The organism is Paenibacillus sp. FSL R10-2199, assembly GCF_038000235.1.
In the GTDB taxonomy this organism is placed as follows: domain Bacteria; phylum Bacillota; class Bacilli; order Paenibacillales; family Paenibacillaceae; genus Paenibacillus_AQ; species Paenibacillus_AQ phytohabitans.
On record NZ_JBBOBO010000001.1, the window covers coordinates 5,534,365 to 5,558,673 of the forward strand.

Genomic DNA, 24,309 nt, shown 5'->3' on the forward strand with positions numbered 1-24,309 from the left:
CTCATCCTTCTCATTTGTGTACACAGTAAGCAGTTCTTATGTAAAATCTACTTCATCTTATCATTCCTACCCGCCAATCAGCAAACGAAAGGACGAATCTCAACAATGAAATGGTTCAGCCCACGGCAATATAAGTCGACCCCGCATCAGCACCCGCTCCTCCTCTTGACAACCGTTGTATGTCTTCTGCTGGCAAGCGGTTGTGAAGGAAGCGGAAGCTCTGCACAGGCAGGCACGGGTCCTTCGCGGGCACCGGCATCAGCTTCTCCCTCTGCTCCGGTGACTACACCGGCAGCAACAGCAGCAGAAACACCTGCAGCCAGTGTCCAGTCTTCCGCTACTCCTGCTTCGGCAGCAAACAGTACAGACAGTAATGACGTTATCTCCCGGAAGCTAGCCGGAATGACACTGGAGGACAAGATCGGGCAGATGCTGCTGGTCGGAATCGATGGAACTACGGCAGAGTCAGCCGCACAGAAGATGATTGCCGAAGACAAGGTAGGCGGAATCATCCTCTATTCCGATAATATCAGCAGCCTGAAGCAATTGGTCAGTCTGACCAATGCCTTGAAGAAGAGCAATAACGGCAATCCGGCCCCGCTGTTCATGAGCGTGGACCAGGAAGGCGGCAAGGTGAGCAGACTTCCTGATGAATATGCAGTGTTCCCTTCCAATGCAGCAGTAGGGAAAGAGAATAGTGCTGCCGCTGCCGGAACGATGGGCGAACTTCTGGCCCGGGCGGTGAAGTCCTCCGGCTTCAACATGGATTTCGCACCTGTCCTAGATATTAACAGCAATCCGGATAACCCGGTCATTGGCGACCGCTCCTTCGGCAGCACTGCAGATCTGGTAGTCCGCCTCGGCATCGCCGAAATGAAGGGCTTGGAGTCTGAAGGAATTGTGCCTGTAGTGAAGCATTACCCCGGCCACGGGGATACTTCCGTCGATTCCCATCTGGAGCTGCCGGTAATTAACAAAACAGAGGCGCAGCTCGCCAAGCTGGAATGGCTGCCTTTCCAGGCGGCCATTAAGGAGAAGGCAGATGCTGTAATGGTAGCCCATATCCTGTATCCGAAGCTGGACCCTGAGAAACCCGCTTCCCTGTCCCAAGTAATCATCGGTGAGCAGCTACGCGGAGAGATGGGCTTCAAGGGAGTCATTATAACCGATGATCTTACGATGGGCGCTATCGTCAAGAACTACAGCCTCGCTGCGGCTGCAGTCGATACTGTACAGGCCGGCAGCGATATTCTGCTGGTCGCCCACGAGTACAAGAATGAGCAGGCGGTGCGGGCCGCTCTGCTCAGCAGCGTGAAGGACGGTACGATCACAGAGGCACGGATTGATGAAAGTGTCTACCGCATTCTTGCACTGAAAGCCAAATATGAGCTGACCGATCAGGCAGTCCCCGTCCCCGATCTTACCGGGCTGAACAGCGATATCAAAGCCTGGCGTAAGCCATTTCAGCAGAACAAGTAGTTAACAAGCGGAATCGGTACCACTCTCAACAATTTATACGCTCTGGGGAAGTGAAGCTTACTCCTTATGCAGTAGCGAGAGGTGTGAACCAGCAGAGTTGGAAAAAAGGCACTTAATTCTGCCGAAATCATGCGCTTCAGGGAAGCAGTTGGAAAAAGTACAATTAATCCACTGAGCCCCAAGGATTTTAGCAGAATTCGGTCTGATTAAGTGTTGTTTATCCAACTGTTTCCAGGAATTGTACCCGTGACATCAAATCAGATGTACTAATTCCACTTTTATATTTTAAAAAAGCCCCAAACCCTGCAATCAACCAGGTTTGGGGCTTTTCACTGCTGCTATACTACTGAAGAACTACCGTATCCCCAGCCTTCAAGCCCGAGAGTACTTCAGTCTTCTCTGTCGTTTCCATGCCAATCTTGATCTCCGTGCGCTCATATTGGCCATTCCCTTTGTCCAGCATGACATAAGCCAGATCACCTTCATGGACAACGGCAATACTGGAGACCACTACCGCCTTCTCTTTACGCGAGGTCTCGATGTCACCGCTGAGGCTGAGGCCGCCGATCAGATGCTCGTCGGGCTGCAGGGAGATGACTACTTCGAATTGCGGGATTTGCCCAGCCGTATTCTGGCCGGTGGTCGTCGTCGCAAATTTGGATACCTCGGTTACTTCCCCATTAAGGATCAGATCCTTCATCGCTGTCATCTTCACCTGTACCTTCATTCCTTTTTTGATACGGAAGATATCCTGCTCTCCGACCTGTGCAATGAACTCCAGCTTGTTCAGATCAACGATCTTGCCGATGTACTGATTATCTGTAACTGTCTGCGGACGTTCAGTACTGCTGTCGTAGAGGAAGATGCCGTTATCGGGTGCATGATAGACCGCCGTGTTCAGCTTCGTTTTTTTATCCGCAAGCTCCTTGGCCTGGATCTCCGCATTCACCTGATTCAGCTCGTCGTTCAGACGCGCAGCCTCCTGGGCAGCCAGCGCCTTCAGCCGTTCCGCTTCCGTACCGGCCGGAGCCGCACTATCATCCTCCTGCTGGCTGACAAAAGCGTTCAGCTCCGCCTCCAGCTTCGTTTTGCGGTTGGCAGCTTCTGCCGTCGCAATCTCATTGCGGAGTGTACTCTGATCCAGTGTAAAAAGGACGTCCCCTTTCTTGACCTGTGCCCCGTTCTCTACTTTCCAGGCGGTCACCTTAGAGGCAAACGGTGCATACACCAGCGTCTCCTGCTGGTATTGCGATCTTCCTTTTACCTGTATCGAGCTGGTCAGCGTCTCCTCCGTTACCGGGAAACTGATTACCTGCATCGTTTCCGGCGGAAGCTCTGCCGCCTCCTTGCCCTTGAAGAACTTGGTATACCCCAGATAACCTGCGGTACTGATGATACCTAAGATTATGATCCACTTCAGGCTCTTCTTTAGAGTCCTCTTCATCATTTCGGCTTCCTTTCTAGCTTAGGCTTAATCTCGTTTAATGGCGGTCAACGCATCGGTTCGGGAGGCGCTGATGGCCGGATAGATTCCGGACAGAACTCCGGTCATAATGGCAAAGGATATCCCGATCGGCAAATTCATCGGCGGGATGAAGAAATTCATCCCATCGCCTGCCGAACCGACCAGCTTATTTAGCCCCATGACAATTAAATAGGAGAACAAGACACCGAGCAGTCCGCCCAGCAATCCCAGAAGCGCGGCTTCTGTAATAAACATATTGCGGATCTGACCCATGTTAGCCCCCAGGACTTTCATAATGCCAATCTGCCGGCGACGCTGATGGGTCGACATCGTCATAGCCACAATAATGGAGATCGAGGCGATGATCAGAATAAATACACCGATGCCGAGTGCTGCCATCTTAATCATGTCAAATTGTTCCTTCAGCATTTCCTGCTGGAACAGATTGTCTTGAGCGTTCAGTGACAGCTTCTGAATCATCTGCTCGACTGACTTGATGTTCGCCACATCATCCACTTTCACTGTAACTGCGTTATAGCTCCCCTCTTCCGGGAGATTGAGGACACTGGTGGTGGAATTATCAAATACCAGTTCCTTGGAGAGCTGCGCTGCAGTTTCAGGTGATATATACATAATCTTGTCATACGAAGCCTGCATATCGTCGATCCCTTTTGCTCCTTCCAGAATGCCGCCCACCTGAAGCGGAGAGCTAAGCTTCGTTGCAGGTGTTGTTGTGCTATAGTCCTGCGCCTGAATCTGAATCTGCTTGCGGTACAGCTCGGAGGGCTGGACCGATAGTTTTCTATACTGCTCCTGAATATCCTGATTGAACGGATCATTGCCCATACTTTCATAAAGCTTCTGGCGGGTCTCCAAGTCGATTAAGCCCAGCGTCGCCCCGTAATTGAGCACGATCGTTCCCGGCTGGCCATTCGCTCCGCCCTGCTTGAATTTATGATCGTATTCCGTCAGCATCTGCAGATCGGCGACAATGATCCTGACATCAGCAATCTTATTGTCGATCGTCACCAGCTGCAGATATCCTGCCTCCTGAAAAGGTGAAGCGGCCTTCACATGATTCAGTCCCTGGATAATCTTCAGCTTCTGGTCCGTCAGCTTGCCCGGGTCGAGGTTCTCATTCACCTCTCCAGAACCGCCGCCTCCGCTGCCGCCCTTGCCGTTTGAAGGAATTCCCCCGCCCGGCGAGACCATAATTTCGTCCATTTTGAAACTTTGGTTCACCTGTTCGGTCACATAGACTTGAGCAGATTGGCCCACACTCAAGGCCACGATAATTGCTGCGCAGCCGATGGAAATCCCGGTCATACATAGACCTGTAACCACCTTGCGCCGTTTGACCTGTTCCCAGGCCATCCGTGAAATATCTCTGATCTTCACGGCTTCCCTCCCTCTGCAGGCTCAGCTTCACCAGGCATCTGCTGCTCAGCTTCAGCAGGCGTCTGCTGCTCAGCTTCACCAGGCGTCTGCTGCTCAGCTTCACCAGGCGTCTGCTGCTCAGCTTCACCAGGCGTCTGCTCTTCAGTACCTGCAGCTGTCTGCTCCTCAGTCTCTGCAGCTGCCTGCTCTTCAGTCTCTGCAGCTGCCTGCTCTTCAGTCTCTGCAGCTGCCTGCTCTTCAGTCTCTACCTCTACAGCTGCCTTCTGCCCGGCTTTCGCAGCTGTCTGCTGCTCAGTGATCAGGAAGCCGTCTCTGAGCGTAAAGATCCGCTGCATTTGTTCCGCCACCTTATATTCATGTGTAACTACAATAAACGTGGTTTTCATCGTACGGTTCAGATTCAGCAGAATGCTGATAATCTCCTCCTCGGTCTTGGAATCCAGGTTCCCCGTAGGCTCATCTGCAAAGATGACCGACGGTTCTGTGATCAGTGACCGGGCAATACTGACCCGCTGCTGCTGTCCCCCGGAGAGCTGGGAAGGGAATAAATCCGCTTTGTCGGGAATGCCCACCTGCTCCAGCAGGGCGAGCGCCTTCTTCTTGCGGACGGATGGAGACACCGATTGGAATACAAGCGGCAGCTCTACATTCTCCCGGACAGTCAGGCTGGTAATCAGCTCATACGCCTGAAAGATAAATCCGATATGCTTGCGCCGGAACTCGGCAAGCTTGTTCTCGCCCATCTTCACAATGTCTTTGTCGGCAATGTAGATATGACCTTCCGTAGGCTTCATCAAGCCGGCCATCAGATTAAGAAGCGTCGACTTGCCGGACCCCGAACTGCCCAGTAGTGCAACCATCTCCCCCTCCTTGACGGCAAAATTGATTTTATGAAGAACGGATGTCCATTCATTACCGCTTTTGTACGAATGCGTAATATCTTCAACACGCAACATGGAAGCTGCTCCTTTTTTAACCGGTATATTTAGTTTGATTTATGAAGATCATTCCTCAGGCTTGACCGGATTCACATTGGTGACTGCATAAGCCTGGCTGCCCAGCTTTATGCGCTCACCCTGGAATTCATCATAGAATGTTAGGGAGTAGGCCCCTCCACCCATCGTTTTGTACAGGGTTCTGCTGATGGAGAGCGAATACTGGTTGTTGGTTCCTTCGGTCAGATCTGTTCCGAGTGTAAGTGTCTTCTCTGTAGAGATTCCAAACGGATCGGTAATCTGCAGAATCAGCTTATGTTCAAGCGCTCCCGCATCATACTGGTTATCCCGCTTCAAGCCATAGTTGATCGTAATATCAAGGGTATCCGATGACCTCAGATGCTTGCCTTCAGAGCTCTGCACGGAAATTGTATACGGATATAACACAGTCGAAGCCAGTGTACTAGCAGGTACATTACCCTGCGGATTCAGCTGGAGCGCAGCCACATCCACAAATCCGGTCGCTTCCTCTTTACTCTCAATTAGCTTGCCTCCGTTGATACCGGCACCCAGGTAGAGTGAAATGTCCGCGATATCAGCAGCTTTGGGCAGCTTGGTCCAGAATACTACCAGCTGTTTGGCGCCTGGAGAAGCACTGTTATCCGATTGGCTGGAGCTTGCTTCAAAATATTGTCCATCTTTGGTTTTGTAGTAGGCCTGCAGCCGGGCCATCTTGCTCTGCCGCTTCTCTTCACTGCTCAGCAGAAGCTCCGTGTAGACCAGATTGTAATTCTCTCCTTCATATACAGTGGTTTTGTTCTCCTTCAAACTTGCCGCTTTACCTTTTTTGCTTATAGTGTAGCTCTTGCCCTGCGCAATGGTCGGGATACTGTTGATCGAGTTGTTGACACTGAGATCCAGGAACGGAACACTTTCCGAATTCTGTGTGCCGTTTAAGGCAACCCGCATGTCCCGGAACTCTGACGTGTAGGCTATTTTGCCAAGTACATACAATTCCACCGATTTACCTGGGGCTAGCACCGATGATTCCTTGTTGTCCATGTACAACTCCGTAGTCACGGGCAGACTGTCATTGTCAAGCTTGATTGAACCCTTCAGCTCCGGGATCGTAAGTGACACAGTCTGTGTGTTGGTGATTCTCAGTCTTGCAGCTACAATGTCATCATCTCTCCATGGGTAACGCTGCAGAGATTGAATACTGTAAGAGAATGAACCGTATGAATTCGTCGTCATATACTCCTGGCCGGTCATCACATCAGCACGAAGCGCATAGGGGATTACGAAGTAGGCTACAGGGAAAATCATCTTAGTAGTCGCGGTCACAGGACTTGCTGGAGCCGGTGTGCCCGGAGTACCGGTAGTTCCCGCTCCCTCGCTGGTCCCGGATGAATCAGGCCCGCTTATATTATCCGCGCCAACCGCTTCGATCATCAGCAGCTGCAGGCCGGACTGCTCCACTTCAAGCGGTACGCGGACCGTCAGCGGAATGATTTTGGTCTCTAGCGGCTTGAGTGTAACTCCGCTTAACCCCTTCGCACTCACCGGGAAGGTTGTGCCTTTCTGGGATTTGACCGCCAGCTCATAGCTTGGCAGCGTTACTGCTTTGTTGCCGGTATTCTTGATCTGCATCTGAAAAGTCCATACCGCATCTGCATCCTGTGAATATACATTGGCATTGCGTATCAGCGTTTCTATGGTATTGCTGTTCACGATGATTTTTTTGACTACGCCGCTGCCGACGACCAGATTAGGTGATGTGGCCGCTGGAAGCTTATAGGCCGATTTCGGCAGCTCCAGCTTCGTAGTTTCATCCTTTTGCGTAAATTGTAGCTTCATATTATCCGTCTTAAGGTAGACTGGTATTTCGGCCAGATAATAGATGCTCCGCTTCTCTTGCGGCTGAATCTTGTAATCTGCCTGCGTGCTGCTTAACGCAAGCTCAAAGGAAGTCCCGCTGGCGGATACCAGATACGCGGAATACCCCGGATCACCCAGCACCTTATTTCCTTTATTGGTCAGATTGAGTCCAACCTTGGCATAGACTTTGCCGCCGTATTTGTAGAGCTGCAGTGAATCTGCACTGGCTGTAACAGGAATGTCGTTCATGGTGGTATTCAGGCTTGTACCGGCTGCTGCAGCTGTAGAGTAATTCGCCGGAACTGCGTAAGAACCCGTCTGCTTCAGATACCCCTTCGCCTTGGCGTCCCAGACCAGCATGGAGATCTTAAGGCCCTGTAAGGATGAAGTTTGTCCCACATTTACATAGTAGGTAACGCTCAGACTTTCTTTCGCGCCGACTTTTTTCTTCAGTGCATCCGTTCCTACCGGATTCCCCGGAAGCACTGAACCGCCAGGTGTTACAACCCGTGAGAAATATTTCAGCAGACTCGCGCTTGAATTACCGGAATTGGTATATTTCAGCGTATACGATACGATATTTCCGCCGGTCTGACTCCAGATGTTCACGTTCTCAAGGACTGCAGTCACCCCGGCTCCCAGCGGAACGGAATTGAATTTGAATGCTGGTGCAGCGGCGGGTGCCGCCGCGTTCTTTGATGTTGCGGCTGCGGCGGCAACGGGGGCAGCGATGCTGCCGGCCAGCTGGCCGGCTACAAGCGTACTCACGAGCAGAGCAGCATATGTAACTCTATACTTTCTCATTTATTTCCCTCCAGATGTATTTACTAGCAATATTATAGTTGCAGACAGCGTGGAAATTGTATCCACTTTGTAACCCTTCGCCTCCGGTTGTAACCTTCTCAAGCAAAAACATGTCAAGTACAGCACAAAAAGCGCTGATAATGTAACAAAGTTTGTTAATATTGTTTCGGCTACACTATGATTCTATGAGCTGAACAACCGTCTGTACTGGTTTGGCGGCATGCCTTCCAGCTGTCTGAAGACCTTAATGAAGTAACTCGACTGGTGAAAACCGCTCTGCAGCGCAATTTGCGCGACAGACAGCTCAGTCGAAACCAGCAGCAGCTTGGCACGGGCCATCCGGCAGTCACTTAAATAACGGTTCGGCGTCTTGCCCATTATGCTCCGGAACAGCCGCAGAAAATGATAGCTGCTGTAACCGGCAAGCCGGGCCATCGCTTCCAGCGTCCAGGGCCGCTCGCATTCGCTGTGTATCCTGTCGGCCGTGAGCCGGATGGAATGTCTGATCTCCAGCGGCACCGACCCGTGCAGCGGCTCAGAATTCTGCATCAGCGTCACAAGAATCTCATAGAGCAGGGTAGACAGACGCGGTTCACTCCGGGTCTCATAAGCCGCACTTAGCCTGTACATCTCCTCGAAGACCGGCTCATAGCCCGTTCCGGGATCGAAGGTAAAAAAATAACCGCGGGAGTGATCCGCCTCCTCCAGCATCGGCAAAGATAAAGCTGTGGCGAAATGGACCCAGCGCACATTCCAGGCCTGGCCCGGATCAGAACCGTATTGCTGGTAAGCCCCCCGCGGGAACAGAAACCCGCTCCCCCGCTTCATCGATATCCGTTCCCCTTCCTGGAACACATACCCTTCTCCGCCAAAAACCATATGAAGGTTATAGCTGCCCAGGAAACCTTCACTTCTGCGCTCCGCATGCTGCGGGAAGTCGCTGTAATGGCCCAGCATCTCCGGATAACATACATAATGGGCATACGCTGGCTGCGGTAGAACATAATGCTTTTTCATACGATCCCCTCTTCTCTCCGCCTTGAATCAAGCACGCAATATAGTAATACAATAGCAATATTATGTTATATAAGTGTATACACTGCTGATAATACAATAGATTGGTACCAACTATAAAGCATATATTTACACTTGGAGGTTACTATGAAGAAACCTGTTGCTGCAGAACGATTCGAGCTTGGCGTCTGTTATTATCCCGAGCACTGGCCTGAATCCATGTGGGCGGATGATTACCGCCGTATGGTTGAAACCGGATTCACCATTGTACGTCTGGGCGAGTTCGCCTGGTCGATATTTGAGCCGGAAGAAGGTCAATTTCAATTCGGCCTGTTTGACCGTGCTATAGATTTGGCGCACAGCTACGGGCTGAAGGTGATTATGGGAACACCTACTGCCACTCCGCCCGCCTGGCTAACCGAGCAATACCCTGAGGTATTAAATGTGACTTATGAAGGTGTGACTATGCAGCACGGCATGCGCCGTCATTATAATTACAGCAGCCCCAAATACCGTGAGCTCTGCGCCAGAATTGTGACTAAGCTTGCAGAGCATTACGGCAGTCACCCCGGAGTGACCGGCTGGCAGATCGATAATGAATTGAACTGTGAGGTAAATGTGTTCTACTCGGAGAGTGACCATCTTGCCTTCCGGACGTGGCTTCAGGATAAATATGTGACACTGGATAAGCTGAATGAAGCCTGGGGTACTGTGTTCTGGAATCAGACCTATACCCGCTGGTCACAGGTCTATCTGACCCGGCCAACCCCCTCGCCTAACCAGCCCAATCCGCATCAGGCACTGGATGAGAAGCGTTTCATCTCTTATAACACGATTTATTTTGCCAAAATCCAGGCGGATATCCTCCGTGAACTGGCCCCTGACCAGTGGGTGACTACGAACGGCCTATTCGGACATCTGGACAGCCATGAGCTGAATGACGAGCTGCTGGACTTCTTCAGCTATGATTCATATCCGCAATTCTCGACCATTTACTATGATCCGGCAGAGGTGAACCCGCTGCGTGACCGCGGCTGGGGGCTGTCACTCTCTGCGGTCCGCTCCATCAGCAGCAACTTCTGTGTGATGGAACAGCAGTCGGGACCCGGCGGTTGGGTCAACCGGATGGATATGCCTTCTCCGAAGCCCGGGCAGATGCGGCTGTGGACTTACCAGTCTATCGCCCATGGTGCGGATATGCTGCTCTATTTCCGCTGGCGGACAGCTACTATGGGGAACGAAATCTATTGGCACGGCTTGAATGACTATCATAACCAACCGAATCGGCGCGTGAAGGAAGCCGAGCAGATCGGCAAGGAGCTGGCAAAGATCGGCAAAGCCTTCATCGGCAGCCGGACTCAGGCTAATATCGCCATCGTGCGGGATTATGATAATGAGTGGGACGGGGAATATGACATCTGGCACGGGCCATTCATGTGGCAGAGCAACAAGGAATGGTTCAAGGCACTGCAGCGGAAGCATATCCCCAATGATGTTCTGTATATGCGCAGCAATACAACGCTTGCGGAGCTTGTGAGTTACGAGGTGCTGGTCTACCCGCATCCGGCCATTATGAGTGACGACACAGCGGCCCTGCTGGATCAATATGTACAGCAAGGCGGGAAGCTGATCTTTGGCTGCCGCACCGGATACAAGGATACCACCGGACAATGTTATATGCGGCCTTTTCCCGGAGCAGCCCAGGAGATGTGCGGTGTAACCGTGGAAGAGTTCACTATGGTCAAAGGAACACGTCAGCCTACCTCGATCCGTTGGACGAATAATCCAGGGACGCTTACGGGTGCGGATGCTTTCAATGATATTCTTCATGTGGAAGAGGACAGTGTCGAGGTTATGGGTACCTACGCTACCGATTATTATGCCGGCAAACCGGCGGTAACCCGCAACAAGCGCGGCAAGGGGGAAGTCTGGTACTACGGGGCTGTATTCAATGAGCAGGCCGTGCTGCAAATGATCGGAAGTTTGGGACTGAATTCACCTGCTGCCGAATGGCTGGAATTGCCGCCGGAGATTGAGCTGCAGATCCGCGCTTCTGAGGGAGATACCGCTGCAGGACTCACCTTCCTGCTTAACTATAGTGAAGAACCGGCAGAGATCGTACTTAAGGAATCCAGAACGGATCTGCTAAGCGGGCAAACCCTCACGGGAAGTTATACGCTGGATGGATATGGCGTTCTGGTGCTGGAATAACAATTCCTTTTTAGCTTAGGCATGACTAAATCAATATAAAAGGGTTCCGCCGCCGCAGATTGCTCTGTGGATAGCGGAACCCTTTTGCTGCTGCAAGCTGCCCGGTACCGAAACTGGCGAGGGCATTGCAGCATATAAAATATAGAATTTCCTTGCAATTCGCTGTGAATTATTAGATATTAAAAACTGAAATTCATATTCAGTTTCAACGTGGAAGTTAGTGATAGTTGTATTATGTGCAATTAAAAACAGAAAAAAAGCATGTTTGCCTCTTATAACTGTAGTCTGTACAACTAAATTTGCCCGAATGGGCGAGCCCCCCCTACATAGGGCAGTTTAATTGCACGAAATACAACTAAACGCTTAAACACTAGTAAATCAGGTGATTTAGATGTACAAAGTACAATTAAGCATACCTGATATACCGTGACCGGTCACTGTCAAACCTTCAGCAAGCGGTTTACCAAAGCGGTTATTACAAGTTTATATGTGATGCTATACATAGCTTGGAAATGAATAGTTTGGAATATAGAGGAGCGAGTGAATCCGTGAAGCCAGAATTCATACAACAGGAGTCTCCGGCGAATGGCCGCCTGCAGCGGGATGCCCTAGAGGTACCGGAGGGGAATGACACCTTCCTGCAAGGGGTCAAAGACTGCCTCCCTACTCTGCTCGGCTATCTAAGCATTGGCTTTTCAGCAGGTGTTGTGGAGAAAACTGCCGGCCTCTCCATTGCCGAAATTGCCATGATCTCCATTATTCTTTATGCCGGATCAGCCCAGTTTATCGCCGCAGGAATGATTGCGGCCGGAAGCAGCGCCTCCAGCATCATCATCACAATTCTGCTGGTCAATCTGCGTCATCTGCTGCTGAGCGCGGCGATATCGCCGTACTTCCGCCATTTGAATCCGCTGCGCAATCTGCTGATTGGATCACTGCTTACCGATGAGACCTTCGGGGTAGCCATCCAGAAGAGCGCCTCCAGGAAGCGGATCAGCGAGAAATGGATGCACGGGCTTAATATCACAGCCTATCTGAACTGGTTCCTGGCCAATATCGCCGGCGCCTTCCTCGGACAGTGGATATCCAGTCCGGAGAAGTGGGGGCTGGATTTCGCTCTGCCTGCCATGTTCATCGGACTGCTGGTGCTGACGGTCATGGCACGGCGCAAATATCTGCTGGACATTACCGTCGGCTTCATAGCTGTCATTGTTGCCGTTCTGGTCTCTATTCTGTGGTCGCCCAGCATGGGCGTGATTGCGGCAGCTCTTATAGCCTCTACGATTGGAATGGTGATTGAACAATGGAAATAAGACTGGACATCTTCTTCATTATCCTGGGCGCTGCACTCGTTACCTTCATCCCGCGCGTTCTTCCGCTTATGCTGCTTAGCCGGATCTCCATTCCGGACTGGGGGATGCGTTGGTTAAGCTTTGTACCAATTGCGGTAATGGCTGCATTGGTCGCCCAGGAACTATTCGTAACAGACGGCAGGTTCGCCGGCCTTTCCACGAATGTGGAGCTGATCGCGGCATTGCCCTCCTTCTGGGTAGCCGTCAAAACCCGCAGCCTGCTCGGAACCGTAGTCACCGGCATCCTGGCGCTGATGCTGCTGCGCCTGCTGTTTTAAGCCATTATACTTCAGCTTCAAGCTTCAGCATCTCTTTTACATATTCGCCAATATGATGAATCGCCTGCTGCGCTTCAGGCAGCAGCGCAGCCAGCATCTGAAACACACTCCACATGTTCTCCCACACTTCCAGCGTGGCGGGTGTCCCCTCCTCTATTGCCTTACCGGCCAGCCGCTCGGCATCGCTCAGCAGCACCTCGTGATCACCTACTTGAATGAACAGAGGCGGCAGTCCAGTGAGGTCTTGTCTCAGCGGTGATAATAGTGCAGGAGCTTCCCCGGCATACTCCCCAAGATAATCTTCCAGAATACGCTGATTAGTCTCCCGGCTTCCTGTGGGATCTCTATCCGCCCGGCTCGTATAAGACTCTCCGTCCAAATGAACAAGATCTCCATGAGGCGAGAGCAGGAATGCGCCGCCCGGAAGCGCCTTCTCTTCATCCCGCAGAGAGATTAGCGTCATAAGGGCAAGCGTGGCACCTACAGAATCTCCGCCAAATATGATGTGCCCCGGCTTGAAGCCCTGGTCCAGCAGCCACTGGTACGCGGACAGGCAATCTTCACCGGCAGCCGGATAACGGAATTCCGGAGCCAGCCGGTATTCTACAGTAAGCACAGCAATTCCGCTGGCGGCCGAGAGCCTTGCGGCCAGATCCCGGTAGACTTCACAGCTGCCGGCCACAAACCCTCCGCCGTGGAAATACAGGATTACCTTTGTATCCCTATGTGCATCCGTTTTCTCACCAGTTCTGACCCACTCCCCACTGAATCTCTCTGTCCTTACCTGCTCAACCTGCACACCGTTAAGCACAGGCAGTTGTGCGGCGGATTCTGCTAGGGCGGCGCGGATCTCTTGGGCCGATTGTCCCGGATACGGTTTATTGTGCTTCAACTGGTTGGAAATGGCCTGCAGCTGTCCGGCTGGAGTAACACTTGGGCATAACATAACGGTTCATTCCTCCTCTTAATCGTTCATAGACACAATATAAACCCTGTACCGGAGTACAGGGTCAAGTGGCTATCTCAGATTAAATTCCCGCCGGTTCAGCCCTTCATGTTCAAGATATCAAGAGTCTCCTGAACACCCGGATGCCTGTCCTGTGTAAGGAGGCTGCTCTTCAATTCTTCCAGCTTTGTGCGGGTCTTGTGCCGTTTGGCAATCTCCAGATCAACAGCAGCCATTTTACTCTCAATAACTGTAATAAAATCCGGTATTCCGATACTGCCGTCTGCAGATTTGACCAAAGCTTTCTTGATCTCACGCAGAGTGAAACCGCAAGCTTTCGCATTCTGAATAAAAGCGATCCTTTCCAGCGCTTCCTCCGGATACATCCGGTATCCGCTGGACGTGCGCTGAGGCTGCGGAATCAGCCCGTATTTCTCATAATACCTGAGCGTTTCTATGTTTACTCCGGCCTCTTTGGCCAGCTCGCCTCGTAAATATGGGGTCATCCCTATTTCTCCTTCCTGCAGGATTAGCTACAGCTTCAACTGTTCTTTAAGTGCCGTAATCTCTTCAGCAGAGAGCTCAGTGAGGTCTGACTGTTCCTCATCTGCATATCTGGCTCTAATATAAAATGCAAGCAGGCGGTTATAGGCTTCCCCTTCGCTGCCCGGGCTTTTGCGCTGCCGCTTCTGTCCTTCTGACCATGCTGCCACATCGGCAGCCGTCTCCTGAGGGGTCAGATATGCCTTCACCTCATACCCGTCGGTATGCTTGGCGCGGAGCCAATGACGATAGAGCCAGCGGATGCGTGCCCGGCTTCCATCCATCGTCTCCCACCGGTCCCGGCGGCTGGATGGTGTAAGCCTGGTACGAAAGTAATCCCTGAAGCCCTGAACGGTCTGCTCCCAAGTGAACAGGCTGGTCTCTTCATCCTGATAACCGGCAGCAGCTGCAGGCGATTCTCTGCGCAGCACTGTCAACAGCCAGTCCATTGCTCTGCGGAGCAGTCCACCGGTATTTCTGTATAGCCAGCGTACTCCGTAATACAGCACCACAACTATTGCAGCTGCACCTATAATATAGAAGCCAATGTTAAGAATTGCGGCCAGAATGCCAGGTTCACCGGCTTCCGCTGCCGGGAATTCCTGAATGGCTTGTGGAGGAGCCTCCTCCGGCGGAGGTTCCTCTGCACCGGAGGATAGCCGGCTGAGCCAGGTGAAGAAGAGCCTCACCGCATTCCACAGCAGCATACCCACCGTTTTGCCGCCGCCCGCCGCCAGGACTGCCGCCAGGACAATGAATCCCGCCAGATACAGGCGGTTATGCCGCCGCAGGCCTTCAGGCAGACGTGCAGAATCACTGTTTAAGGAGCTGTAGCGCAGATGGCTGCTGTTGGAGTCAATCAGTGCCAGCACCAGGCATAAGCTTCCGCTCCAGGTTAATATAGTCACATTAGCCTGAAGCTCCGGAATCTGGGAGAAGGCTATTGAACCAATGAAATAGATTGTGATTCCGGCCAGATAGATTCTGAACCGGTTCACCCGTGAAGCTGTAGTCATGCCAAGATACGCACAGACTGCGGCACCCGTTACCAGCGGGATGCCCGGGAGTGTCAGTGTGCTGCTTATCAGTCCGGTCAAGAGACCCAGCAGCAGCGCCGCCAGCAGCTGCTGCCATAACCGGCTGCATCTATGCCGCAGCAGTACACCGCCTGCAACCAGCAGCGGTAATAGGTAAATCCACCGTACCGCTGCTTCACCCGATTGCAGATAAGTCTGCAGCGCCAGCCAGACAGGCAGAAGCAGCAGCCAGTCTATGAAAGCAGTAATCCATAGCGCAAGGTTGGCCTGGAATGAAGATGAGAAACGGAGTTTCATAGCGCTGCACCGCCTTCTTCCGGAATATCCAGCCATTCTACTCCATTCCCCATGAAGCTCAATACCGCAGCGGCATCCTGCAGTTCCGCCCCCCGGTGACAGGTAATGATCAGATAATCCGTATCGCCTTCATCCTTCTCTGCTTCAATCTCCATCAGCCTGCTCATTGGCAATGTTCTGTCCAGATTCAGTCTGGCCAGCATGCCAAGGAATTCTTCAGCCTGTGATATCGGCCAGGTATCCACCGGATCTCTTGCCCCGCCACCGTCCAGCCTTCCGTTGCTGAGCAGCCGGGTCTCAATGCCATGGCTGATGGCATATTCAGCCACGGTCGCCGCATACCGGATGCCTAGCTCGATCCGCTCCACATCGGTTACGGTCCGCCACATGGAATCGCTGATCTCCACGTTCAGGCAGATTACAAGCCGTGAATCGGCCGTGAAATCCTTCTGATGCACCTGCATGCTTCCTGTCCGGGCTGTCGCTTTCCAGTTGATCGAAGCCAGGGAATCCCCTGCACTGTACTCGCGGGTACCTGCAGTAAGGAACGGATCTTCTACAATCCAGCGCTTGACGGGCAGCTCGCCGAGCCAGCTGTGCACCGGCAGCGGAAGCTCATGAAATTGAAGCAGCCCCGGGTAGACAAGCAGCTCCAGCTGCAGCGGGAAGGTCTTCGATTTGCGGCTCATCCCGAAGAGATCCCCTGTGGTCATCGTCGCGGTCTCCAGAAGAAACAATCCGCGCTCCCGGCAGATCACGTTATGCCGGCGTTTGATGTGGCGGTAAGACCTGAGAAAGAACAGGCTGACATGATTCTGTGAGATCTCACCGCTGCTGATGCCCAGATTCTCCTGGGAGCCGAACTCAAGCCCCCGGGCGATACTGGATTCCAGACGCAGCCAAGGCAGGGGAAGCAGCTTCTTATTCATGATCTCCTCGACCATCTCCACCTGCTCTCCTGCATATACGGCCTTGGCCGAGAAATAGCGGGTATATGTGACCTTCTTAAGTGCGTTACGGTCGTATATAACAGAGACGAACAACAGCAGAAACAGCGTGCTTGCAATGAACCACGGCAGCGACATGGCTCATTCCACCCTTCCGCCTCTGGACAGGACAGCAGCCTCCGCCGGAACCTCCACCTCGCGCAGCACCTGTAGCACGACCTCTGCCGATTGCCCCTCGCGGACTCCGGGTCCGCGCTGAAGGATTAGCCGGTGTGCAAGCACCGGAACGGCCACAGACTTAATATCATCCGGAATAACATAATTCCGCCCTTGAATCAGAGCATATCCCTGCGAAGCACGCAGGAGGGCGAAGCCTGCCCGGGGGCTCGCACCCAGCCGGACAGCAGGAGATTTACGTGTAGCCTCGACCACACTGATCATATACGCCAGCAGTTCATCACTTACATTAATACCAGCGGTAAGCCGCTGCATCTCTTGAATTTCCTCTGCACCTGCAACCGCACCGGTATCCTCCAGCGGGTTGTTCTGGCGGAACCGCTGCAGAATATGAACCCCTTCATTAAATGTGGGGTACCCTGTTGTAATCCGCATTAAGAACCGGTCGAGCTGTGCCTCCGGCAACGGGAACGTCCCCTGGCTGTCAATCGGATTCTGCGTGGCGATGACCAGAAACGGCCGCTGCAGCTCATGAGTCACACCGTCGATGGTAATCTGCCGCTCCTCCATACATTCCAGCAGGCTTGACTGGGTACGCGGAGTGGCCCGGTTAATCTCATCAGCGAGCAGAATACTGGCGAATACCGGACCTGGACGGAATTGAAATTCCCCGCTTTTCTGGTTGTAGTAGTTGATGCCGCTTAAGTCAGAAGGCAGCAGGTCGGGCGTGAATTGAATCCGCTTGAATGTGCAGTCCAGCGAGCGGGCGAGTGTTTTGGCAAGCAGCGTTTTGCCTGTTCCGGGCACATCCTCCAGGAGTACATGACCATTTGCGAGCAAAGCTGTTAGCAGCAGGTTTACACCATCTTCTTTTCCGACAATAACCTTAGCCAAATTTCCCCTTATCGATTCAATTAGAGCAGATGCTTCTTGAAGATTCATGTATAATGACACCATCCTATTCCAAAAAAAGGTATGTACTATAGCTTAATCATACCAGAAAGCGTCTACATTATATAATTGGGAGAATCAACAGTCATTTCAGCTGCTTGCCGGACTTCGAGCGTACCCATGCTACGATAAAATAGTACACCGGTATAAACTCCACAATCAGCCAAAAAATACTCGTATTGAAAGAATAATAATTGTGGTAATATACGGCCACATTCATCGAGTATACAAATGCAATTGTAATGGAACAGACCGTCAGGAGCGGAATCATAATTTTTTTTGCTTTTTGTCTGGTAAGATACAAGGCGCATTTATAAGCAACATAGATCATAAAAGAGCTGTGAATGAACATTGAGGACGACCATATGCCAATCAGAATCGGATCAGAGTTTCCCAGGAGATCATCATTCGAGGAACTGCGGATCATCTGCAGGAAGGGAAACTGCAGTTCCTTCCCGAGATACGGGCCGAAATTCAGCATGGTCATAAGCCATACTATCAGAACAATCAGTATCACAGTGATCCCCCCCAAACTTAGTGGCTTCATGATCTTATTGCTGATCTTAAGCTCCGGGGCAACAAAAAGAAACACAACCCATTCGCCAAACCAGGACATCACCGTAATCGAATCCTTAATGACGATGCGCGGGTCATGATAATGGATAAATGCCGGAAGCATAGAATATTCTGCATGCTGGATGAATAAATACGTACTTAGAATGGCGAAGACAATGCAGATCAGAGCAATGCCTTCCGACATATACACCATAGAGGCAAAACCCAGATGAGCGGTGTACATAATGACCAGACCTACAACAAGTATAATAAAAAGCGGGGGAGTTCCGCGCAAATAATTGCCTCCGAAGAACAGTGCGAAATTGTGTATATCATATGATACGTAATAAATACACCAGCACAAGAGCAGAATCACTATGATTCCATGCAGCCACTTCCCCATAATCTCTGCCCCGAACTCAACCCAGCCTATTCCCGGCTTGAGCTTTCCCACCATGATCGTGAAATATAACAGAATCAGCCCAAGGAAACCGCCAAGAATCAGGCTTATCCATCCTTGATAGGATGAGGTTTCAATGAGACCGGGAATCAGAAACATCGTACTTTGAGAGCCAAGGTATACAATCGAGAACCGAGTCATTTGCCATTTAGATGTCCGCATATTTCCTCCTTCGCCCCCTTATTTCTCCGAACCAAAATCCGCAATTTTAAAATCAGCTGTCACCTTGATCCGGGCCTCCCTGCTGTAATAATCCTCCCAGTGATCACGCAGACGTTTCCATTCTTCCGGATAATTCCATTCCAGCAGCATACCGAGCTGAAGTACATCTATTCCCGCCTTCTGCACATTTTCCAGCGTCTCCGAAACTTCCTTTACCGCTTTCTCCTGAAGTTTGGTCTTAAGCAGATGGCTGAGCTGGTCCGCTTTACGTTGTTTGGAGTCCTTGAAGGAGGTTATACTCGCCCGGCCTTTTAGCTTCACATGGAATTCTGGCCCTTCAGGAGTCATCTTGACAGAGGAGGAGGTTTTGTCATTCAGAAAATACGCAGTGGCAGTCCCCTTGCCGTCATCATCCCAAGCAAACGAATTTACAGATTGAACATAATGATCTGCTGCCCAAGCCAAGGCTCTACCCTCTTTCACCTTCAGTATGGCCTTCATCTTCTTATCCTGAAACAGCATCACACCGTCTACCCCGCACCAATATTCCGTTTTCCCCTGCTCGGAAGTTTCACTTTTTTTGCCGAAAGATAAATAATTCATGGCATAGCCCATATGGTAGGATTCCGACAGTATGCAGTCTCTGATTGTTGTGCTGAACAGAATCTTTTGCCTGGCCATATTATTAAGCACCTGATCGGGCAATTGCTCGAAGACCGGTGTCAGCATCGGGATCTCCTTAGCCTTGCCTGGAGCAGCCATAATATAGGTTCCGAGAGAATTCTCAGGCTGCCGCTGGAACCATTCCAGCATATCTCCTATCCCCTGCTTGGCATATTGTTTGCCCAGTACAATAATCTTGAGATGTGAAGCCTCCATTTTGCGTGACAAATCCTTCTGAATCAGCAGGATAGCTTCCGGAATGGTCGGTGCAGTCTTGGATACCATAGAGTAGCTCTTTCCGTCTCCAGCCGCGCCCCCTTGTGCGCCTGAATCCAGACGGTTCGGGAGCGGCGAACTGATAGTCACCTCAACCGTTCCGGGTTCCTCACCAACATCAATAAACAAGCCAAATACAAAGGTCAATTCGTCGAGTTCCAGCTTGGACCAGCAGCCGGTCAGATTCAAAAGCAGCACTAACACAAGGATCAGCTTGAGGGGCTTCATTGCTTCTGTCTCCTTTTATTCTTCCTGTCGGTATAGGAGGAGCTGCGCTCCGTCATATACTGGGACGGAACACGGACCACGGTATCCTTCCAGTCTTCCAGAACCAGCGGAGCCACCGGTTGGAGAAAGGGAGTGCCAAACGATTTTAGATTAGCCAGATGGCCATATATGATAAAAACGGCGATGAAGACACCAATCAGTCCCATCGTCCCCCCCAGAATCAGGAGCACGAAACGCAGCAGCCTGAAGGTCAATCCAAGCTCAAGATGGGGGATGATGTAGGAGGCGATACCCGTAATGGAAACTACAATGACCATGGGTGCTGAGACAATTCCCGCCTGTACCGCAGCCTGCCCTATGACAATACCGCCGATAATAGAGACAGTCTGGCCAACCGGCTTCGGAATGCGGGTCCCTGCTTCTCTCAGTGCTTCGAAAGTAAGTTCCATGAGCAAAGCTTCCGTCAGTGCGGAGAAAGGGATATTCTCACGGGCGGCAGCAATGGTGATCAGCAGGTTGGACGGAATAATCTGTGCGTGGAAGGTTGTGATCGCCACATATAAAGAAGGCAGAATCATCGATATCAGCGAGAAAAAGAAGCGGACCAGCCGGATCCAGCTGCCGGCATAGAAGTTCTGGTAATAATCCTCAGAGGATTGCAGGAGCGCAAAGAAAGTTACAGGTGCCAGTAATGCCGACGGGGTACCGTCCTGCAATATGCTGATTCTGCCCTCCATCAACGATGCGGCTACAGAGTCGGGACGTTCTGTATATTGATAGATTGGAAAAGGTGAAAAATGCCCCTGGCGCATATGCTCAGCCAAATAGCTGATGCCCAGAATTCCGTCGACTGAGAGATTATTTAGTTTCTCTTCCATTTCAGCCAGGATTTCCGGCTTACAGAGCCCTTCGATATAAACCAGATATACATCGGTTTTGGTGTATCTGCCGATCGAGAAATGTTTGGTCTTCAGATCGGCATGCTTGATCTTGTGCCGCAGCAAGGACAGATTCGTCTGAACATCCTCGATAAAAGCCTCCTGGGGTCCAATGACCACCAGCTCGTTCTGCGATTCGGACACTGCCCTCTTCTGATACTGGGTAATTTCGAAATAATAGACATACGGCAGTCCTTCAATACAGAGAACCGGATTCCCGCTGACAATCAGCTCCACGGCCCTGTCCGGATGAAAAGCCTTCATATAAGGAATGGCAAAGGCTGAGCCGCGGTCCAGACGCTCCATGAATTGCGGCCAGTCCGGTTCACTGTTAGCCTCTGATTTCAGCGGGCTGGCAACAAACTCCTGCAGGCTGAGCATGTCCACGATGGCAGGTATATAGATCAGCATGCAGGCGTGTCCGTACACATGTATCGACTGGTATACAGCATCGCTGCAATCCGTGAGCTGTTCTTTGATGAGCTCCAGTATATTCTTGTCCGGCACCCTGCCTGCCTCCTTCCGGTTATAGAGAATCTTCCTTAGTGTGCCAGAACACCCTGAATTTATGCCCCCTAAGCGCAAATAGCCCCACTATGCGGGCCCCAAAATATATAAATTTCATTAAAAAAGGAGCCGGATCATCCCGGCTCCTTCATTAAACGGTGTATTATCGTTGCTGTATCTGTCCTTAGTAGCCCATCACAGGATGAGGAATATAAGGCTCCTCCAAACGGAGTACATCTTCCGGACTGAGCGTGACCGATACCGCTGCAGCAGCATCCTCCAGATGGCTCATGCTGGTCGCTCCGACAATCGGTGCTGTGACCGGCTTCTTCTGGAGGACCCAGGCTAGTGCAACCTGGGCACGCGGAAGACCCCGTTCTTCAGCAATCTCCTTCACTCTCAGCGCCACAAGGCGGTCGGCTTCCTCCGTCCGGGAGTACAGCAGCTTAGCAAATTGGTCACTTTCCGATCGGGTACTCGTCTCCTGCCAGTCCCGGGTCAGCCGCCCGCGGGCCAGCGGACTCCAGGGAATCACTCCGATCCCTTCCGCTTTGCACAGCGGCAGCATTTCCCGTTCTTCCTCACGATACAGCAGATTTACATAATTCTGCATCGATACGAATCGTGTCCAGCCGTGCCGCTCCGCCACATGCAGTGCCTTCAGAAACTGCCAGGCAGACATCGAGGATGCTCCGATGTAGCGTGCTTTGCCCGCCTTCACCACATCATGCAGCGCTTCCATCGTTTCTTCAACCGGTGTCGACGGATCCCAGCGGTGAATCTGGTACAAATCCACATAATCCGTCCCCAGCCGCTTCAGGCTATGGTCGATCTCGCTCATAATAGCCTTACGCGACAGGCCTCCGCCATTGGGGCCCGGGCGCATTTTACCATGCACCTTAGTAGCAATGACTACCTCATCACGGGAGGTGAAATCCTTGAGCGCACGTCCGACAATCTCTTCGCTGGTACCGTCAGAATAAATGTTGGCCGTATCGAAGAAGTTGATGCCCAGCTCCAGCGCTTTGCGGATAAACGGCCGGCTCTCCTGCTCATTCAGTGACCAGGGATGAGTTCCGCGTTCCGGCACCCCGTAGCTCATACACCCCAGACAAATCCGTGATACATCCAGTCCCGTTGTTCCCAGCTTCACATATTCCATAATCGGCAGCATCCTCCCTATAGCAAATTAGATCCTATGAAACCGATTATAGTATACCGCTGCCGGCCGGAAATGGAAATCCGTCCTGTTATCCGGCTTATTGAAACGTAGCGCCGATGTTCGTACCGCTTGGCGTACCTGATCCGATCAGATCACTTCCGGCGGCCAGCTTCAGAAAGCTGCCGAGGCTGAACGAACCGTCCGCATTTCTCACGACCGAAGGTGTAAGACTGACAAAATCACTACTGCTTGCGCTTAGGCCTTTGGCATTGGTGCTGGCATTGCTTTTCCACCATACATTGGTGCTGAGGATGTCCGTTCCGCTGGTCTTATCGCTGGAAGCGCCGGCAAAACTCAGATTATTCGTAAATTGATGAGTTCCTGTATCAAAGGCAAAATTGCTCTGACCATTGCTCCACGAGGTATTATTGGTCATTTGAATGGAACCTGGATTGCTATTGTAGGTGAACCCGTGTTTTTTGTTCTGAAAAGCGATGCTGTTCAACACGATGTGATTGACAGCAATCTTTTCACCGCCAAGCTTGAAGCCGTTGCCGTCACTGTTCGCTGTGCTGTTTCCGTCCGAGGTCTGGCCGTTCTTATATGCAATGCTGTTCTTGATCGTGACCACCCCAATAGGGCCGGTATCCGATTTGGTATAGAGATCCCAGCCGTCATCTGTGTTCCAGGCCGAGATGCAATAGTCGAACACATTCCCGGGTCCAATCGTCAGCTTGGCGGCAAATCCGTCGGCATCCTCGCCATTATCCGGATCGAAGTTGTCATGGGAATACACGCCGATGATCTGGTTATAGCTGGGCCAATCGGCCATGTTAGACAAGGTAGAGGAATAGCGGCTGATTTGCAGCCCGGAGTCCCGGTTATGATGAACCTCAACATTCTGGATAATGTTGTAGTTACCGCCGATGAAGATACCGTTATCTCCTGCCCCTTTCACTTCAAGGCCCTTTACATTCCAGTAGTGTCCGAATATCTGCAGGCCGCGCTCAGTAGAAGCAAAGGTCTCTCCTGAGAAATCCAGTACCGGCTTCTCACTTCCGTAGGCCACCAGGTTCTTGCGCAGCCCGGAGCTTCCGCTGTTCTCCCGCTCAACCGTTACCGGGGCTGTGAAGGAGTAGGTACCTCCGCGCATGTAAATTGTTCCTCCGGCAGCCACTCTGGTAAGTGCCGAAGAGAGTGTCGTCGGACTGCCAATTGTACCCGGATTACCGGCTGCCCCGTTGGGTGCAACATACAGGCTTCCTGATACCGGTGTTACCGTTGGCGTCGGGGCGACCGTAGGAACTGGAGTTGGTGCTGTGCTCGGTGTTACTGTTGCTGTTGGTGTACTTACAGGGGTTGCCGTAGGTGCTGAAGTCGCAGTAGCTGTAGGGGCGGTAGTTGGACTTGCGGTTGCTGTCGCTGCTGGTGTTGCGGATGGTGCAGCGGTCGGAACCGTGGAACCTGCCCCGTTGACTACGACATTGTCGAATTTGACTGAAGTCTTGTAAGCGACAAGGCCAATGCCTCCGGCAGTCAAATTGTTATCGTGTGCATTTAATTGCAGCACATTATTCACATACATATTTATTGAATCTCCACTCAGCTCAAGCTTCACTGTGTACACAGTGTCTGTAGAAACCGCG

At 51.7% G+C, this 24,309-nt stretch carries 17 protein-coding genes and 2 pseudogenes; 4 read left to right on the forward strand and 15 right to left on the reverse strand.

The features are described from left to right. The first annotated feature begins 105 nt into the window (after positions 1-105). Positions 106-1,479, forward strand: a complete 1,374-nt coding sequence (gene nagZ / locus NYE33_RS24190; protein WP_341067948.1) for a beta-N-acetylhexosaminidase — start codon at positions 106-108, stop codon at positions 1,477-1,479. A 343-nt stretch (positions 1,480-1,822) separates the two neighbouring features. Here nagZ and NYE33_RS24195 read toward each other — a convergent pair whose 3' ends face one another. The 5 genes and pseudogenes from NYE33_RS24195 to NYE33_RS24215 form a co-directional block, all read right to left on the reverse strand. Then, positions 1,823-2,926, reverse strand: coding sequence for an efflux RND transporter periplasmic adaptor subunit (locus NYE33_RS24195; protein ID WP_331281722.1), 1,104 nt, complete (start codon positions 2,924-2,926; stop codon positions 1,823-1,825). A 24-nt stretch (positions 2,927-2,950) separates the two neighbouring features. After that, positions 2,951-4,342 (reverse strand): ABC transporter permease, encoded by a 1,392-nt coding sequence (locus NYE33_RS24200; protein WP_171719390.1) that lies wholly within the window; start codon positions 4,340-4,342, stop codon positions 2,951-2,953. A gap of 266 nt (positions 4,343-4,608) precedes the next feature. Further along, positions 4,609-5,298 (reverse strand): annotated as a pseudogene (locus tag NYE33_RS24205) (ABC transporter ATP-binding protein); the annotation flags it as partial. A gap of 48 nt (positions 5,299-5,346) precedes the next feature. Next, entirely contained in the window at positions 5,347-7,959 is a 2,613-nt protein-coding gene (locus NYE33_RS24210) for a hypothetical protein (protein WP_341067950.1), read from the reverse strand. A 183-nt stretch (positions 7,960-8,142) separates the two neighbouring features. Further along, complete coding sequence (locus NYE33_RS24215; RefSeq protein WP_042137023.1) at positions 8,143-8,976, reverse strand: helix-turn-helix transcriptional regulator; 834 nt, start codon at positions 8,974-8,976, stop codon at positions 8,143-8,145. A 144-nt stretch (positions 8,977-9,120) separates the two neighbouring features. On the opposite strand from NYE33_RS24215, the gene NYE33_RS24220 reads away from it, so the two are divergent. The 3 genes from NYE33_RS24220 (at position 9,121) to NYE33_RS24230 (ending at position 12,814) form a co-directional block, all read left to right on the forward strand. Then, complete coding sequence (locus tag NYE33_RS24220) at positions 9,121-11,184, forward strand: beta-galactosidase (protein ID WP_341067952.1); 2,064 nt, start codon at positions 9,121-9,123, stop codon at positions 11,182-11,184. 593 nt (positions 11,185-11,777) lie between these two features. Then, positions 11,778-12,497: an AzlC family ABC transporter permease gene (locus NYE33_RS24225; protein WP_341068743.1), complete on the forward strand. Its 720-nt coding sequence runs from the start codon at positions 11,778-11,780 to the stop codon at positions 12,495-12,497. Then, the gene (locus NYE33_RS24230) at positions 12,488-12,814 is read left to right on the forward strand and encodes an AzlD domain-containing protein (RefSeq protein ID WP_042137016.1); all 327 of its coding nucleotides are present in this window, start codon (positions 12,488-12,490) and stop codon (positions 12,812-12,814) included. Before NYE33_RS24225 ends, NYE33_RS24230 begins: the two co-directional genes overlap by 10 nt. Positions 12,815-12,818: 4 nt before the next feature. On the opposite strand, the gene NYE33_RS24235 is transcribed toward NYE33_RS24230, so the two are convergent. The 10 genes and pseudogenes from NYE33_RS24235 to NYE33_RS24280 form a co-directional block, all read right to left on the reverse strand. Beyond that, positions 12,819-13,760 carry an alpha/beta hydrolase gene (locus NYE33_RS24235; RefSeq protein WP_341067953.1) on the reverse strand — a complete coding sequence of 314 codons (942 nt, stop codon included), beginning with the start codon at positions 13,758-13,760 and terminating at the stop codon, positions 12,819-12,821. A 98-nt stretch (positions 13,761-13,858) separates the two neighbouring features. Further along, complete coding sequence (locus NYE33_RS24240; RefSeq protein WP_042137014.1) at positions 13,859-14,266, reverse strand: MerR family transcriptional regulator; 408 nt, start codon at positions 14,264-14,266, stop codon at positions 13,859-13,861. A 27-nt stretch (positions 14,267-14,293) separates the two neighbouring features. Continuing rightward, positions 14,294-15,637 carry a hypothetical protein gene (locus tag NYE33_RS24245; protein ID WP_341067955.1) on the reverse strand — a complete coding sequence of 448 codons (1,344 nt, stop codon included), beginning with the start codon at positions 15,635-15,637 and terminating at the stop codon, positions 14,294-14,296. After that, positions 15,634-16,722 (reverse strand): DUF58 domain-containing protein, encoded by a 1,089-nt coding sequence (locus NYE33_RS24250; RefSeq protein WP_076244962.1) that lies wholly within the window; start codon positions 16,720-16,722, stop codon positions 15,634-15,636. Before NYE33_RS24250 ends, NYE33_RS24245 begins: the two co-directional genes overlap by 4 nt. Before the next feature lie 3 nt (positions 16,723-16,725). Beyond that, positions 16,726-17,703, reverse strand: coding sequence for an AAA family ATPase (locus tag NYE33_RS24255; RefSeq protein ID WP_340945992.1), 978 nt, complete (start codon positions 17,701-17,703; stop codon positions 16,726-16,728). 94 nt (positions 17,704-17,797) lie between these two features. Next, positions 17,798-18,889, reverse strand: a complete 1,092-nt coding sequence (locus NYE33_RS24260; RefSeq protein ID WP_042137005.1) for a GerAB/ArcD/ProY family transporter — start codon at positions 18,887-18,889, stop codon at positions 17,798-17,800. A gap of 18 nt (positions 18,890-18,907) precedes the next feature. Beyond that, the gene (locus NYE33_RS24265; RefSeq protein WP_042137003.1) at positions 18,908-20,056 is read right to left on the reverse strand and encodes a Ger(x)C family spore germination protein; all 1,149 of its coding nucleotides are present in this window, start codon (positions 20,054-20,056) and stop codon (positions 18,908-18,910) included. Beyond that, positions 20,053-21,501 (reverse strand): spore germination protein, encoded by a 1,449-nt coding sequence (locus NYE33_RS24270; RefSeq protein WP_042137001.1) that lies wholly within the window; start codon positions 21,499-21,501, stop codon positions 20,053-20,055. Before NYE33_RS24270 ends, NYE33_RS24265 begins: the two co-directional genes overlap by 4 nt. A 184-nt stretch (positions 21,502-21,685) precedes the next feature. Beyond that, a complete protein-coding gene (locus tag NYE33_RS24275; RefSeq protein WP_042141158.1) occupies positions 21,686-22,663 on the reverse strand; it encodes an aldo/keto reductase in 978 nt (325 codons plus the stop codon). A 97-nt stretch (positions 22,664-22,760) separates the two neighbouring features. Next, positions 22,761-24,074: pseudogene (locus tag NYE33_RS24280) on the reverse strand (right-handed parallel beta-helix repeat-containing protein); the annotation flags it as partial. Positions 24,075-24,309: the final 235 nt, after the last annotated feature.

What these genes read in the sequence shown, in the direction of transcription:
- NYE33_RS24250 (WP_076244962.1), bottom strand. Translation starts at nt 16,722, where the DNA reads ATGTCGCTGCCGTGGTTCATTGCAAGCACGCTGTTTCTGCTGTTGTTC.
- NYE33_RS24230 (WP_042137016.1), top strand. Translation starts at nt 12,488, where the DNA reads ATGGAAATAAGACTGGACATCTTCTTCATTATCCTGGGCGCTGCACTC.
- NYE33_RS24195 (WP_331281722.1), bottom strand. Translation starts at nt 2,926, where the DNA reads ATGATGAAGAGGACTCTAAAGAAGAGCCTGAAGTGGATCATAATCTTA.
- NYE33_RS24265 (WP_042137003.1), bottom strand. Translation starts at nt 20,056, where the DNA reads ATGAAGCCCCTCAAGCTGATCCTTGTGTTAGTGCTGCTTTTGAATCTG.
- NYE33_RS24210 (WP_341067950.1), bottom strand. Translation starts at nt 7,959, where the DNA reads ATGAGAAAGTATAGAGTTACATATGCTGCTCTGCTCGTGAGTACGCTT.
- NYE33_RS24260 (WP_042137005.1), bottom strand. Translation starts at nt 18,889, where the DNA reads ATGCGGACATCTAAATGGCAAATGACTCGGTTCTCGATTGTATACCTT.
- NYE33_RS24215 (WP_042137023.1), bottom strand. Translation starts at nt 8,976, where the DNA reads ATGAAAAAGCATTATGTTCTACCGCAGCCAGCGTATGCCCATTATGTA.
- NYE33_RS24275 (WP_042141158.1), bottom strand. Translation starts at nt 22,663, where the DNA reads ATGGAATATGTGAAGCTGGGAACAACGGGACTGGATGTATCACGGATT.
- nagZ (WP_341067948.1), top strand. Translation starts at nt 106, where the DNA reads ATGAAATGGTTCAGCCCACGGCAATATAAGTCGACCCCGCATCAGCAC.
- NYE33_RS24240 (WP_042137014.1), bottom strand. Translation starts at nt 14,266, where the DNA reads ATGACCCCATATTTACGAGGCGAGCTGGCCAAAGAGGCCGGAGTAAAC.
- NYE33_RS24220 (WP_341067952.1), top strand. Translation starts at nt 9,121, where the DNA reads ATGAAGAAACCTGTTGCTGCAGAACGATTCGAGCTTGGCGTCTGTTAT.
- NYE33_RS24235 (WP_341067953.1), bottom strand. Translation starts at nt 13,760, where the DNA reads ATGTTATGCCCAAGTGTTACTCCAGCCGGACAGCTGCAGGCCATTTCC.
- NYE33_RS24255 (WP_340945992.1), bottom strand. Translation starts at nt 17,703, where the DNA reads ATGAATCTTCAAGAAGCATCTGCTCTAATTGAATCGATAAGGGGAAAT.
- NYE33_RS24245 (WP_341067955.1), bottom strand. Translation starts at nt 15,637, where the DNA reads ATGAAACTCCGTTTCTCATCTTCATTCCAGGCCAACCTTGCGCTATGG.